11 protein-coding genes are annotated in these 13,857 nt (G+C 71.2%); 2 read left to right on the forward strand and 9 right to left on the reverse strand.

Going from position 1 to position 13,857, the window contains the following annotated elements; all coding sequences use genetic code 11:
- Positions 1–19: 19 nt before the first annotated feature.
- From ACFZBU_RS07300 to ACFZBU_RS07320, 5 genes are all read right to left on the reverse strand, one after another.
- Complete coding sequence (locus ACFZBU_RS07300) at positions 20–1,249, reverse strand: FAD-dependent monooxygenase (protein ID WP_391582517.1); 1,230 nt, start codon at positions 1,247–1,249, stop codon at positions 20–22.
- A gap of 80 nt (positions 1,250–1,329) precedes the next feature.
- A complete protein-coding gene (locus ACFZBU_RS07305; RefSeq protein ID WP_391582518.1) occupies positions 1,330–3,231 on the reverse strand; it encodes an ABC transporter ATP-binding protein in 1,902 nt (633 codons plus the stop codon).
- 175 nt (positions 3,232–3,406) lie between these two features.
- Complete coding sequence (locus ACFZBU_RS07310) at positions 3,407–4,156, reverse strand: enoyl-CoA hydratase/isomerase family protein (protein WP_391583059.1); 750 nt, start codon at positions 4,154–4,156, stop codon at positions 3,407–3,409.
- A gap of 244 nt (positions 4,157–4,400) precedes the next feature.
- Positions 4,401–4,634 (reverse strand): helix-turn-helix domain-containing protein, encoded by a 234-nt coding sequence (locus ACFZBU_RS07315; RefSeq protein ID WP_391582519.1) that lies wholly within the window; start codon positions 4,632–4,634, stop codon positions 4,401–4,403.
- A 408-nt stretch (positions 4,635–5,042) separates the two neighbouring features.
- Complete coding sequence (locus ACFZBU_RS07320; RefSeq protein WP_391582520.1) at positions 5,043–6,641, reverse strand: ABC-F family ATP-binding cassette domain-containing protein; 1,599 nt, start codon at positions 6,639–6,641, stop codon at positions 5,043–5,045.
- A gap of 285 nt (positions 6,642–6,926) precedes the next feature.
- Between ACFZBU_RS07320 and ACFZBU_RS07325 the strand changes: the two genes are divergently transcribed.
- Entirely contained in the window at positions 6,927–7,829 is a 903-nt protein-coding gene (locus ACFZBU_RS07325) for a neutral zinc metallopeptidase (RefSeq protein ID WP_391582521.1), read from the forward strand.
- A 346-nt stretch (positions 7,830–8,175) separates the two neighbouring features.
- Here ACFZBU_RS07325 and ACFZBU_RS07330 read toward each other — a convergent pair whose 3' ends face one another.
- Positions 8,176–8,769, reverse strand: coding sequence for a hypothetical protein (locus ACFZBU_RS07330; RefSeq protein WP_391582522.1), 594 nt, complete (start codon positions 8,767–8,769; stop codon positions 8,176–8,178).
- A 241-nt stretch (positions 8,770–9,010) separates the two neighbouring features.
- Positions 9,011–9,442, reverse strand: a complete 432-nt coding sequence (locus tag ACFZBU_RS07335; RefSeq protein WP_391582523.1) for an ATP-binding protein — start codon at positions 9,440–9,442, stop codon at positions 9,011–9,013.
- Positions 9,443–9,875: 433 nt separating this feature from the next.
- Here ACFZBU_RS07335 and ACFZBU_RS07340 point away from each other — a divergent pair, with 433 nt between their 5' ends.
- Complete coding sequence (locus tag ACFZBU_RS07340; protein ID WP_391582524.1) at positions 9,876–12,815, forward strand: hypothetical protein; 2,940 nt, start codon at positions 9,876–9,878, stop codon at positions 12,813–12,815.
- Between the two features lie 252 nt (positions 12,816–13,067).
- Here ACFZBU_RS07340 and ACFZBU_RS07345 read toward each other — a convergent pair whose 3' ends face one another.
- The gene (locus ACFZBU_RS07345) at positions 13,068–13,400 is read right to left on the reverse strand and encodes a metal-sulfur cluster assembly factor (RefSeq protein WP_355541487.1); all 333 of its coding nucleotides are present in this window, start codon (positions 13,398–13,400) and stop codon (positions 13,068–13,070) included.
- Complete coding sequence (gene sufU, locus ACFZBU_RS07350) at positions 13,397–13,849, reverse strand: Fe-S cluster assembly sulfur transfer protein SufU (RefSeq protein WP_391582525.1); 453 nt, start codon at positions 13,847–13,849, stop codon at positions 13,397–13,399. The genes ACFZBU_RS07345 and sufU overlap by 4 nt, the downstream gene beginning before the upstream one ends.
- Between the last annotated feature and the right edge of the window lie 8 nt (positions 13,850–13,857).

Genomic DNA, 13,857 nt, shown 5'->3' on the forward strand with positions numbered 1-13,857 from the left:
CCGCCGGACCGGTCCCGGGTCAGACGCCGGCGAGGCTGTACGAGGGCCGCTCGTTCAGCGCGGCCGGATCGTGTCCGGGCAGGTGGCCGTAGGCGCCGATGATGCCGCCGATCTCCTCGGTGGCGGTCAGCGGCCCGGTCGCGTCGGCGGCACGCGGCACGCGTCCGTGGCCGATCAGCTGGAGCCACTTGTTCAGCGGCAGCCGGGCCCGCTCGTACACCTCCAGGGCCTCGGTCGGATCCTGGTACGAGGCCAACGAGCGGGCCAGCACCCGCGCGTCCACGATCGACTCGGACGCGCCGCCGAGCACGTAGGGGTACATCGGGTGGGCCGCGTCGCCGAGCAGGGTGACCCGGCCGAACGACCACTGGTCCAGCGGCGGTCGGGTCACCAGGGGATAGCCCGACGCCTCGGTCGGCGTGCCGACCATCGCGCCGATGTCCGCGCCCGCGATGCTCCAGCCGCGGAAGACCCGGGTGAGCCGACGCAGGTCCGCGGGACCGTTCCAGCCGGTGTCGCCGAGTTCGCCGGCCGATTGCCGATCGGGCAGCTCCGCGAGCCAGTTGGTGAGCGTGGTCCCGTCCCGCGGGTCGATCGGCTTGATCGGGTGCGCCATGAAGCGCGCCTCGCCGTGCGCGGTCATGATCATCGTGTGTCCGTCGGCGAACGGTGCGCAGCGGGTGGTGCCGCGCATCAGGATGCGCGGCTGCGCGACCGGCACGCCCTCGTCCGGCAACAGCGTCGCGCGGGTCGCCGAGTTGATCCCGTCCGCCCCGACCAGCACGTCGGCCCGCTCCTGCCAGGGCCGGCCCTCGCCGTCGACGAAGTACGCGGTCACGCCGTCGTCGTCCTGGTCGAATCCGGTCAGTCGCGATCCGGTGCGCACCGCCGGCCGGCCCAGTCGCTGGTAGACCGCGCGCAGCAGGGCGACCTGCAACTCACCGCGGTGCACGGACAGATGCGGCCACAGGAAGCCGGCCCGCTGGCCGCGCGGTTCGAGCACCACGCGCTTGGCCGCCCGATCGGGGTAGGCCACGCCGGACAGTGGCACGCCCAGGTTGGCGATCGGATGGTAGAGGTCGAGTTCGGCGAGTTCGCGCACCGCGTGGGGCAGGAGGCTGATCCCGAGCCCGAGAGGCCGGATTCTCAGTGCCGCATCGATCACCGTCACGTCGGTGATGCCCGCGTCGTACAGGCTCAGTGCCACAGCCAGTCCACCTATGCCGCCGCCGGCGACGAGAACACGCACGTAGAAAGCCCCTCTTGCCAACCATTTGGAATATCAACACACTACCCGCCGGCCCGGGCTGCGGTCGGCCGACGCGCGGCTCACCCGGCCAGCACCTCGGAATCCGCCGTGTCCTCTTCCCGGTCCCGGAACTGACGGTGGTACAGGTCCGCGTACAGTCCGTTCCGGACGAGCAACTCGGCGTGCGTGCCCCGCTCGACGATGCCGCCGCCGTCCACCACCAGGATCAGGTCCGCGTCGCGCACGGTGGACAACCGGTGGGCGATCACCAGTGCGGTACGGCCCTCCAGGGCGGTGGCCAGCGCCTGCTGCACCGCCGCCTCGGACTCGGAGTCCAGGTGTGCCGTCGCCTCGTCGAGCACCACCACGCGCGGTGACTTGAGCAGCAGTCGGGCGATCGCGAGCCGCTGCTTCTCCCCGCCGGACAACCGGTGCCCGCGTTCGCCGACCACGGTGTCCAGCCGATCGGGCAACTCGGCGACCAGATCACCGATGTTCGCCCCGCGCAGCGCGGCCCACAGCTCCTCTTCGCTCGCGTCCGGCTTGGCGTAGAGCAGGTTGCCCCGGATCGTGTCGTGGAACATGTGCGAGTCCTGGGTGACCACGCCGACCGTGTCCCGCAGCGAGTCCAGCGTGACGTCGCGCACGTCGTGACCACCGATCCGCACCGACCCCTCGGTCACGTCGTAGAGCCGGCCGACCAGCGAGGTGATCGTGGTCTTGCCCGCACCCGAGGGCCCCACCAGGGCCACTACCCGACCGGGCTCGGCCCGGAAGGACACGTCGTGCAATACCGGTTCGGAGCGCCGCCGATCGAGCACCGCGACGCTCTCCAGCGAGGCCAACGAGACCTGGTCCGCACCCGGGTAGGCGAACCCGACGCCGTCGAACTCGACGGTGGCCGCATCCGCCGGCAGCGGCTGGGCATCCGGCTTGTCGGCGATCATCGCGGGCAGGTCGAACACCTCGAAGACCCGCTCGAAGCTGACCAGCGCGGTCATCACGTCCACCCGCACGTTCGCCAACGCGGTCAGCGGCCCGTACAGCCGGCCCAGCAGCACGGTGAGCGCGACCAGCGTGCCCACGGTCAGCCGCCCGTCCACCGCCAGATGCCCGCCGATCAGGTACACCAGCGCGGTCGCCAGCGAGGCGACCAGGGTCAGCGCGGTGGCGAACACCCGGTTCACCAACGCGATCCGGATGCCGATGTCGCGTACCCGGGCGGCCCGCCCGGAGAACAGCGCGTCCTCCTCCTCGGGCCGGCCGAAGATCTTGGCCAGCATCGCGCCGGAGACGTTGAACCGCTCGGTCATCACGGTCGACATCTCGGCGTTCAGCTGCATCTGCTCGCGCGTCATGGTCTGCAACCGGCGACCGATCCACTTGGCCGGCAGCAGGAACAGCGGAAGCAGGATCAGCGAGATCAGGGTGATCTGCCAGGCCAGGTAGAACATCGTGCCCGCGACCAGCACCAGGCTCACCAGGTTGGACACCACGCCGGCCAGGGTCGAGGTGAACGCGCGCTGCGCGGAGAGCACGTCGTTGTTCAGCCGCGAGATCAACGCGCCGGTCTGGGTCCGGGTGAAGAACGCGATCGGCTGCCGCTGCACGTGCGCGAACACCCGACTGCGCAGCTCGTAGATCGAGCCCTCGCCGATCCGCGCCGAATACCACCGCTCGGCCAGGCCGAACCCGGCGGCGAGCAGTGCGATGCCCGCCACCACCATCGCGAGCACGGTCACCAGGTGACCGTTGCCCTCGAGTACCCCGTCGTCCACGATCCGCTGCGCGAGCAGCGGCGGCACGATGGTCAACACCGCGCCGATCACGACCAGGATCAGATACGCGGTGATCTGCCGCGCGAAGGGTCTCGCGAACTCGCCCACCCGCCGAACCGTGCCGGGAGCGAGCTTGCGCTCGACCACCGACGCGTCGCGCGTGTAGGACCGCAGATTCATGCCCATCGGGCCGCCGCCACTCATCACGCCTCGCTCCCGTACATATCGAATGAAGACAACAAAATCCTGAGTCACACTCAGCACTTCGTGTACAGGAACACCGGCACGAGTCCGCTTAGTCCCGGGCCCCGCCCGGCCTTCGCACAGGCGGCGGCTCGGGATGTGACGTGGGTCTCGCCGTGCGCCCGCTATGCGCCCGTCACTCGCCCGTTCCGGCGAGGTCGCGCAGTCGGCGGGCCTGGGCCGCGCGTTCGGCGGCGCGCTGTTCGTCGTACGTACGCGCCGAAGCGCCCGCGAGCAGGGCCTTCGTCTCGATCACCGCGTCCCGCGGCGCGGCCAGCAGCGCGGCCAGCAGGTCGCGCGCGGCGCCGTCGAGATCCTCGCGCGGCACCGTGAGCGTGGCCAGCCCGGTCGCCACCGCCTCCTGGGCGCCGACCCAGCGCCCGGTGACGCAGATCTCCAGGGCACGGGCATACCCCACGAGGTCGACCAACGGCTTGGTCCCGGCCAGGTCCGGGACCAGACCGAGCGCGGTCTCGCGCATCGAGAAGCGCGCGTCGTCGGCGCACACCCGCAGATCGCAGGCCAGCGCCAACTGGAACCCGGCGCCCACCGCATGCCCCTGCACGGCGGCGACGGTGATCAGATCGGGCCGCCGCCACCAGGTGAACGCCTCCTGGAACGAGGCGATGGTCGCGTCGAGTTCGTCGTCGCTCGCCCCGGCCAGGGTGACGAGATCCGACTCCCCCGGGATGCCTCCGCCACCGGGGAACATCCGCCGATCCAGGCCCGCGGAGAACGAGGTGCCCTCCGCGCGCAACAGCACGGCCCGGACGTCACCGGGCAGGTCGCGACCGACTGCGGCGAGCGCGCGCCAGAGCGCGGGAGTCTGCGCGTTGCGCCGGTCGGGGTTGGTGAGGGTCACCACCGCGAACGAACCTTCGATCACGACCGAAAGGTCCTGCCGTGCCGCGTGGCCGGCACTGCCGACCCCGCCGCCGTTGTTGTCCGTGCCGCCGTTGCTGTTCGTACTGTCGTCGCTGTTCGTACCGTCGAGCCGATTCGCCACCACGTCCACGGTTCCTCCCGTGTTCGGGTCGCTTCCGTCGAACGACCACGTGCCCGACGTTACCGGTCGGTCACATGGTCGTTCGACGGACGGTACGGTGTTGCCGATCCTCCGGAGCTCGACCTCAGGACGAGGACGACGCGGCGGTCTTGGCCTTGCCCCGCGTTGCCCCACCCCTGCCTCGGAGGGTCACCCCGGACTCGCTGAGCATCCGGTGCACGAAGCCGTAGGAACGGCCCGTCTCCTCCGCAAGGGCGCGGATGCTGGCACCGGAGTCGTACTTCTTCTTGAGGTCAGCCGCGAGCTGCTCGCGCGCGGCACCGGTCACCCGGCTGCCCTTCTTCAGAGTCTCGGCCACACGTGCCTCCTCATAGGAAGTGCGCTCTGGAATCCCATGATCACCCCTGAGGCATGGCATGGCCAGTGATTCCACCGGGCCCGAAGGCTTGATCATCGCGGCGCGTGGCCTCATGCACACAAAGATCACCCGAGCGGAATCGCGCCTTCCCGTGCCGAATGCTTGACCGAATCCTGTGTCCGTCGACAAAGGCGCTGGTCACCCATGAGATTCGCGACCTTGCTCTGCGTCGCCGTCGAGGCCGGTGACCGGAATCACCCACAGACCGGAACGATGGCTTCCCCTTGTGAGGGTTTCGTGGTGAAAACCCGGCGGGGGGACGAAAGCGAACACCCCGTCGGGTTGCCGATGAAGGCAACCCGACGGGGTGTCGGTGGTTCCGGGTGTCCGGGCGCGGCGCCCGATGGATCAGGCGAGCGCGACCAGGTCCGCGTAGTCCTCGTTCCACAGGTCCTCGACGCCGTCCGGGAGCAGGATGATCCGCTCCGGCTGGAGCGCCTCGACCGCGCCCTCGTCGTGGGTGACCAGGACGACGGCGCCCTCGTAGGTGCGCAGCGCGTCCAGCACCTCGGCGCGGCTGGCCGGGTCGAGGTTGTTGGTGGGCTCGTCCAGGAGCAGCACGTTGGCCTTGGAGACCACCAGCGTCGCGAGGGCGAGCCGGGTCTTCTCACCACCGGAGAGCACCCCGGCCGGCTTGTCCACGTCGTCGCCGGAGAACAGGAACGACCCCAGCACCTTGCGCACCTCGACCAGGTCGAGGTCGGGCGAGGACGAGCGCATGTTCTCCAGGACCGTGCGCTCGGGGTCGAGCGTCTCGTGTTCCTGCGCGTAGTAGCCCAGTTGAAGCCCGTGGCCGGGTTCGATCTTGCCGGTGTCCGGCGCCTCGACGCCGCCGAGCAACCGCAGCAGCGTGGTCTTGCCGGCGCCGTTGAGGCCCAGGATGACCACCCGCGAGCCCTTGTCGATGGCCAGGTCGACGTCGGTGAAGATCTCCAGCGAACCGTACGACTTGGACAGGCCGGTCGCCATCAGCGGGGTCTTCCCGCACGGCGCGGGCTTGGGGAAGCGCAGCTTGGCGACCTTGTCCGACTTGCGCTCGCTCTCCAGCCCGGAGAGCAGCTTCTCGGCACGTCGGGCCATGTTCTGTGCGGCCACCGTCTTGGTCGCCTTGGCCCGCATCTTGTCCGCCTGCGAGAAGAGCTGATCGGCCTTCTTCTCCGCGTTGGCCCGCTCGCGCTTGCGGCGGCGCTCGTCGGTCTCGCGCTGGAGCTTGTAGGCGTTCCAGCCGACGTTGTAGATGTCGATGGTGGTGCGGTTGGCGTCCAGGTAGTAGACCTTGTTGACGCACGCCTCCATCAGGCCGACATCGTGACTGATCACGATGAAGCCGCCCTTGTAGGTCTTGAGGAAGTCGCGCAGCCACCCGATCGAGTCGGCGTCGAGGTGGTTGGTCGGCTCGTCCAGGAGCAGGGTGTCCGCGTCCGAGAACAGGATCCGGGCCAACTCGACCCGGCGCCGCTGACCACCGGAGAGGGTGTGCAGCTCCTGGCCCAGGATCCGGTCCGGCAGACCCAGACTGGCCGCGATGGTGGCCGCCTCGGCCTCGGCCGCGTAGCCGCCCTTGGTCAGGAACTCGGTCTCCAACCGCGAGTACTTGCGCATCGCCTTCGCGGCGGTCTCGCCGCTCGCGCTGGCCATCAGACCCTCGGCCTCGCGCATCCCGGAGAGCGCCACGTCCAGCCCGCGTGCGGACAGGATCCGGTCCCGGGCGAGTACGTCCAGGTCGCCGGTGCGCGGGTCCTGCGGGAGGTAGCCGACCTCGCCGGTGCGGGTGATGGTGCCGGACGCGGGCTGGGTCTCCCCGGCGAGCGTCTTGGTGAGGGTGGTCTTGCCGGCGCCGTTGCGGCCGACCAGGCCGATCCGGTCGCCGGCCGCGACCCGGAAGGAAGCCGGTTCGAGCAGGATGCGGGCGCCGGCACGTAGTTCGACGTTGGTTGCGTTGATCATGAAGGACTGGACTCCCGGTCGGGGACTGACGAAGACGGACGGTCGTGCGGGGCTCGCGGGGAAGCCACACCGCTCTAAGGCCGCTCGCGGGGATATCCAGAGAAACCGACCATGCACCCGAGTCTACGGGAGCGCTCGCGGCGGATTTCCGGGCGTCCTGGGGACGCGAGGGCGACCCGGGCCATAAAAAGCCGAAAAGGGGATATCCGTCAGTCGCCATCCTTCACGCCCCTCACCTCCTCTCACATCCCTTCACCTCCCCTTCGCGTCCCCAGGCGGTGCCCGATGCAGTTCGACGACGACGCGGATCTCGACACGTCACAAATCGAGGACAGCCGCGGCTCGGGCGGCGGCGGGCTGCGCCGGCCCGGGCTCGCGGTGGGCGGCGGCGCGGCGGGGCTGATCGCGGTGGTGCTCGGCCTGATCTTCGGCCTGAGCCCGGACCAGCTCGGCCTGAGCGACGGCGGCGGCTCGGCCCCGGCCCCCGCGGACAACCGCGCCGTCGAGGACTCGTGCCGCAAGGGCACCGACGCCAACGCGCGCGACGACTGCCGGATCGTGGGGGTGGTCAACAGCGTGCAGACGTACTGGACGAGCGAGTACCGGAGCCGGGGCACCACCTACAAGCCGGCGCCGACCCGGTTCTTCACCGGCAGCACCTCGACCGCATGCGGCGGGGCGACCTCGGCGGTGGGCCCCTTCTACTGCCCGGGCGATCGCAAGGTCTACATCGATCTGGGCTTCTTCGACGACCTGCGCAGCAAGTTCGGCGCCAGGGGCGGACCGTTCGCCGAGGCGTACGTGCTCGCCCACGAGTACGGCCACCACATCCAGGACCTGACCGGCCAAATGGCCAAGGTCGGCAACGACCGCGAGGGCCCGCAGAGCGGCTCCGTCCGCCTCGAACTCCAGGCCGACTGCTACGCGGGCGTCTGGGCCAAACACGCGACCACCACCCCGCAAGCCGACGGTCGCCCCCTGATCACCCAACTCACCGACCAGGACATCGCCGACGGCCTCGACGCCGCAGCAGCCGTGGGCGACGACCGCATCCAACAACAAGTCCAGGGCCGAGTAACCCCGGAAACCTGGACCCACGGCTCCGCAACCCAACGCCAACAATGGTTCCGCCAGGGCTACACCACAGGCGACCCCACCAAATGCGACACCTTCACATCCCGCCTATAACCCCCACCCCAGCCCCAGTCCGACCAACACTCGAAGCCACCCAACCCACCCACCGCCCACCCAGCCCGGCCGCCGCATGAGGCCCCCCAGCCCGGCCGGCGCTCGAGGCCACCCCAACCCAACCAAGACGCAACGCAGGCCGAACGCAACCTCAGCCCGGCCGGCGCATGAGGCCACCCAGCCCGGCCGGCGCATGAGGCCACCCAGCCCGGCCGGCGCATGAGGCCACCCAGCCCGGCCGGCGCATGAGGCCACCCAGCCCGGCCGGCGCTTGAGGCCACTCAGCCCGGCCGGCGCTTGAGGCCAACCCAACCCAACCAAAACGCAACGCCGGCCGAACAAACCCTCAGCCCAGCCGGCGCTTGAGGCCCCGCACGTCGACCAAGGCCGACCGAGACCGATCCACGATCTCCTCCGCATCGGCAACAGCCGAAAGATGCCGCGCCAACCGCAACCGCACATCTCGCCCCTCGCCGTCGGCGAAAGGCGCCAACCGCAACCGCACATCCCGCCCCTCGCCGTCGGCGACGTGCGACGACAACCACGCAGCCGAGGCCTCCAGCGCAGCCCTCGCACCGGCCGCAGCCGCCGCGAGACAGGGCAACACGTCCTCGTCCGCACCATCGCGAACCGTCCTCGCGAGCCCGATCAGATCCGCCGCCAACGCGGCAATGCGCAAAGGCACTTCGGCCTCGCCCACGGCAACGGAATCCACTCCGGCCGCAAGGCCCACCCGCATCGCCCGCTCCCGCATCCGCCCCGCCTCGGCCCGCGCCGCACGCATCGTCTCCTCGGCATCGGTCGTGTGCAGCGCCAGCGCCGCCGCCCGCTCGATCAACGCCGCAGCCTGCGCGGCCTGGAGCGCGGCAGCGGCCCCCCATCCCGCGACGTCGGGATCGGCCAGCCGGTCGAGGTGTTCCCCGATGGTCTGTTCGCGCAACGGACCCTCCTTGCACAGGGTGGACTCTGTCCCTGTCAGAGTGCCCGCCGAGATCCAATTACGCCATCAATCGCCCTTGTTGGTTTAAACCGCCCCTACCCCCACACCGCCCCGACCTCGCGACCCCGCGCCCCACAGCACCCCGCCCCACCGCCGGCACCCGCACCCCCGCGCCGCCGCATCGAACGCACCGAACGCACCACCCGCCCTGACCACCAACCCACGTGCCACGCACCCGAGTTCACTCCACGGTCTTGACGTCGCACCAGACCACCTTGCCGTCCGGCACGGGATAGCTGCCCCACTCCTCCGCCATCGCGTCCACCAGCAGCAGCCCGCGCCCGTGTTCGTCGAGCAGGTCCACCGCGTCGCCCGGCGACGGAAGCGCCGCGTCGTTGTCCACGACCGCGATCCGGATCGAGTTCTCCCGCCGCAGCACGGCCAGCGCGACCGTATGACCTCGCGTCGAGTGTTTGACCGCGTTGGTCACCAGCTCGGACAGGAGCAGTTCGAGAGTGTCGACGGGTGCGTCGGGAACCCGCTCGTCGAGCACTCGACGCAACGCGTGCCGCGCTCGTGGGACCGCTTCCACGGTGGCCGTCAACCGCAGTGACAGGAGCAGCGGGCCGGCCGAAGACTCCCCGGATCGCGGCGATGATGCGGTTTCGCCCACGTCTCCCCCTGCTCTCCCCTGGTGGCACGGATGAGGCGGCCGGAGCCATCGGCGACCTTTGTCCAAACTAGCCGCCACTTGTCCCCGCTGTTGGTGAGATCGACTTCTTTCCCCCCGGTGAAACGTGGCGCGGCCCGGCGATGGACGCGCGACCGGCGCTCGATCGGCGCGCGCCGCCGACAAAGGCGCCGTCGGGCGCCCCGGACGCGGTTCCCGCCCGGCTCGGCGGGGTAGCGATTCCCGACGACAGCCGCTCCGAGCAGCGCGCGGGGCCGCCGCGTGACTCGTATCGCACGGCCCGGGACGGGGCTCGGGGAACCAACCGATCCGCCGCTTCGTCCCGCAAGCAGATGGCAACGGCCCGGACACCCGGTGCCGGCTCGCCACCCGGCCGCTAACGTCGGGGGTACCGACCGCGTCACGGAGGACCTGCATGCAGCCCCGGCTCCAGGCCACTCTGGCCGATTTCGTACCGGCCCTGCGCTTCGTCGCGCCCGAACTCGTCGCGGACTACCTCGAACACGAGGATCTGCCCGCGGCGTGGTGGATGAGCGTGCCCGTGGTGCGGGCCGCGGACACCTTCGGCCGGGACGAGCTCCCGGGGCGGCTCGCCGATCTGGCCTACACCGAACTTCGACACCTGCGCCTGGGCGACCTGCTGCCCGGGGCGTGGCTGGCCAGCAACGGCTTCCGGCTGTCCCAGTGGCCCGACGGCGCCCGGACGAACGTGATGGTGCGTACGCCGGACTGGGCGGACCTGCTCACCACCACCGTGCGCGAAGTCGGCGACTGGACCCAGATCGGCACCTCGACGGTGCGGCCCCTGGTGGCCCGGCTGTTCGAGGAGGTGCTCGGACTCCTGCCCGCGGACGACGAATCGGTGGACGTGGACGCGGTGTTCGGCGCACCCGACACCGCGGCGAGCGCGCCCGTACCGGCGTCCGCGGTCGAGGAGCAGCCGGAACCGACCCCGACCGAGCCCGACCCGGAGCCCACTCCCGAGCCGGTGCCCGTCGCGTCGAGCGCCGCGATCCCGGCCGCGCCGGCGGACGGCGACTGGGACAACCCGGACGACTGGGGCGACCTGGACGAGGACGAACTGCGCCCGGTCAAGCTGCCCGAGCCGCTGACCGCCGAACTGGGCACGGTGGTGCGCTGGCTGGCCGCCCAGGCGCCGGATGTACCGCTGATGGCACAACTCGCCCAGGTCACCCTGGAGACCGCAGCGGTGGTCGGCCTGGAGGACGCCTCGGACGAGGTCCGGACGGCGCTGACCGCGCTGCTCACCCAGGTCCCGTCCGGGCTGCGTGCCTCGCTCGCGATGCCGCCGGCGACGGTGGCCGCACCGGAGACGCCCGAGACGGACGAAGCAGAGGCCGAGCCGACCGGGCCGCCCGCGGCGACGCCGGAGCCGGCGACGGGCCGCGACGCGTACGGCGAGGTCCCGCCGCCCACCCGGGCCGACGTGGCCCCGGTCGCGCCGGCCGGCCGCAAGCCGACGGCCGAGGCCGAACCCCGAGCCGGGTCCGCGTCGCCCTCCCCCGCCGACGGGTCCGACGAGCCCGGGATCGGGTCGGGATCCGGCAACCGTCGGGAGCCGGTGATCCGGACCGAGGACACCACCGAGGACGCGCCGCCGCGCGCCGTGTCCGCCGAGCCCGCGACCGAGGGCGACCTGCCCGGCCTGGATGCGTTCGGCGAGACGCCGCCGATGACGGTCGCGGACATCCCGCTCCGCACGATCAAGGGCCGCGGGCCGACCGACCCGGCGCCGAAATCGAAGTCGAAGTCGGACCCGAAGTCGAAGTCGAAGCCCGCCGCGGCCGATTCCACCGAGAGTGATGCCACCGAGGACCTCGGGCAGGACGCGTTCGGCGAGGTCCCGCCGCCCACCGCGGGCCGGCTGCCGGCGGTCGGCGAGTCGGACGTGGCACGCACGCCCGAGGGCCTGCGCATCCCGCCTCGACCGAGTCACCCGCCGCGCACCGCGCCGGCCCCGACGTCCGTCGCGGAGCCGGCCGCCGGTGCGACCGCCGCGGAGATGCCGTCCGTGCCCGCGCCGCCGGACCACTCGGCGGTGCCGCGGACCAACCGGGGCACCAAGGCCGCCGCCGCCGACCCCGAGGCCACCGTCGAGATGGTGCCGGGCCCGCTGCCCGGAACCCAGGACGCCACGATGCTCGTCGACCGGCCGCTGCCGCGCGCCGGCGAACCCGGCGGCGGCGACCCGGTCGCCGTCCTGGGGTCCTGGTTCACCGCCGCCGAACCGCAGCGCAAGATCCTCGCCCGGGATCGCCTGTTCACCGACTCGCCGCGCGAACTGGAGTCGCTGGCAGCCGAGTTCGGCACCTCGCCGGCCGAGGTCAAGGTCCTGGAGCGGGACCTGCGGCGCAACCTGGACGAGCGGATCGCCCGCTCCGAGGGCGCCCCGGTCCGGATCCACCTGAGCTTCGTCCGGGACCGACTCGGCGTGCTCACCACGGTGTCCGAACTGCGCGCGCTGCACCCCAAGCACACCGAGACCGTCCCGGGCCTGGAGATCCAGGTGTGGCAGGTGTTGCGCGGCCTGCTCGGCCTGCACACGTCGGTGGACGGCTGGCTGTCCGGCGCGCCGCTCGGCGAGTTGTCCGAGCGTACCCAGAGCACATTGGACGCGGCCTGCGCCCACGGCCCGGTGCCGCTTCGGGCGCTGCAGCGCGACCTGGCCGCGATGGGTATCCGCGAGCCGCTGCAGACCGCCTGGATCAGCCGGCTGGACGGCTTCCAGGTGGAGAACGGCCAAGTGCTCTCCCGCTCGGCGGACACCCTGGAGCGGCCGGCCCAGAAGCAGCAGCAGGCGGCGCCGATCGGCGATCCGTCCTGGACCGCGGGCTGCTTCCGCGAGGACAACGGCGCGTGGGCGTTCCGGGTGGACGTGTCCACCGCGATGATCGAGGGCGAACCGGTCAAGCTGCCGGTCGCGTTCGCCCAGGCCCTGGGCGTCACACCCGGGGGGCAGGTCCGCCTGCACCACGGGCACGGCCCCGCCGCGCTGCGCTGGTCCGACACGCCCTACCTGGTGTCCCTGCGCGCCATCCTGGCCGGCCTGACCGCGCACGAGGGCGACATGGTCTTCATCTCGTCCATCCACCAGGGCCGCCTGGAGGCCCGCCTGGTCCGCGGCGACGCCACGGTCCGGCTCCCCCGCTGGGCCCGCGCCCTACGCCACACCGGCGTGGACCCGGTCCCGGAGCAGGTCAACCTGCCCGAGCTCCTCGGTGCCCGAATCGGCCTCGACCCCGGCATCGACCTCAAGGCCGTCCTCCAACGCCTCCAACAACGCGGCGACACCGACGTCCTCGAACTCCTCGGCGTAACCCAACCCCGCCCCTGACAAGGCGAAAGCGCCGGGCGGGCCGACATCCATCGACCCACCCGGCGCTCTTCACACCCACCCAAGCCCAACCAAAACGCGCAACGCCGACCGGGCAACCCCAGCCCGGCCGACGCCTGAAGCCACCCCGGCCAAACCGAAACGCCCAACGCCGACCAAGCAAAACCAGCCCGGCCGGCGTCTGAGGCCGCCCAGGCCAAGCAATCCGGCCCGGCCGGCGTTTGAGGCCAAAGGGCCCGCCGGCCCGGGAGGCTACAGGTTGAACCCCAGCGCGCGCAGCTGCTCGCGTCCGTCGTCGGTGATCTTGTCCGGCCCCCACGGCGGCATCCAGACCCAGTTGATCCGCATGTCCGCGACGATCCCCTCGGTCGCGGTCCGCGTCTGGTCCTCGATCACGTCCGTGAGCGGACACGCCGCACTGGTGAGCGTCATGTCGATGGTCGCGATGTTCGCGTCGTCGACGTGTACGCCGTACACCAGACCCAGGTCGACGACATTGATCCCGAGCTCGGGGTCGACGACGTCGTACATGGCCTCGGTGACGTCCTCCGGCGTAGCCGCGGGACGCGCCTGCGTCTCGGTCATTTCTGCCCTTCCGTCGTCTGCAGCGCCTGCGCGGTGGCGTCCTTGAAGGCCATCCACCCCAGCAGCGCGCACTTCACCCGCGCCGGGTACTTGCTGACGCCGACGAACGCCACGGCGTCCTCCAGGACGTCCTCGTCCGGCTCGCCCTGTCCCTTGGACTGCATGAGCGCGAGGAATTCGTCCCCGGCGCGCATCGCGTCCTCGATGGTGTGCCCGATCACCAGGTCGGTCATCACGGACGCGCTGGCCTGGCTGATCGAACACCCCTGGCCCTCGTAGCTGACGTCGAGAACCTTCTCGCCGTCCAGCTTCACGCGCAGCGTGACCTCGTCCCCACAGGTCGGGTTGACGTGGTGGACCTGGGTGTCGAACGGGTCCCGCAGCCCCTTGTTGTGGGGGTGCCGGTAGTGATCCAGGATGATCTCCTGGTACATCCCGTCAAGCTTCATCTCTTCGC

The sequence above is a fragment of the Embleya sp. NPDC008237 genome, assembly GCF_042956465.1.
Taxonomy (GTDB): Bacteria; Actinomycetota; Actinomycetes; order Streptomycetales; family Streptomycetaceae; genus Embleya.

What these genes read in the sequence shown, in the direction of transcription:
- ACFZBU_RS07320 (WP_391582520.1), bottom strand. Translation starts at nt 6,641, where the DNA reads ATGATCAACGCAACCAACGTCGAACTACGTGCCGGCGCCCGCATCCTG.
- ACFZBU_RS07340 (WP_391582524.1), top strand. Translation starts at nt 9,876, where the DNA reads ATGCAGCCCCGGCTCCAGGCCACTCTGGCCGATTTCGTACCGGCCCTG.
- ACFZBU_RS07345 (WP_355541487.1), bottom strand. Translation starts at nt 13,400, where the DNA reads ATGACCGAGACGCAGGCGCGTCCCGCGGCTACGCCGGAGGACGTCACC.
- ACFZBU_RS07325 (WP_391582521.1), top strand. Translation starts at nt 6,927, where the DNA reads ATGCAGTTCGACGACGACGCGGATCTCGACACGTCACAAATCGAGGAC.
- ACFZBU_RS07305 (WP_391582518.1), bottom strand. Translation starts at nt 3,231, where the DNA reads ATGAGTGGCGGCGGCCCGATGGGCATGAATCTGCGGTCCTACACGCGC.
- sufU (WP_391582525.1), bottom strand. Translation starts at nt 13,849, where the DNA reads ATGAAGCTTGACGGGATGTACCAGGAGATCATCCTGGATCACTACCGG.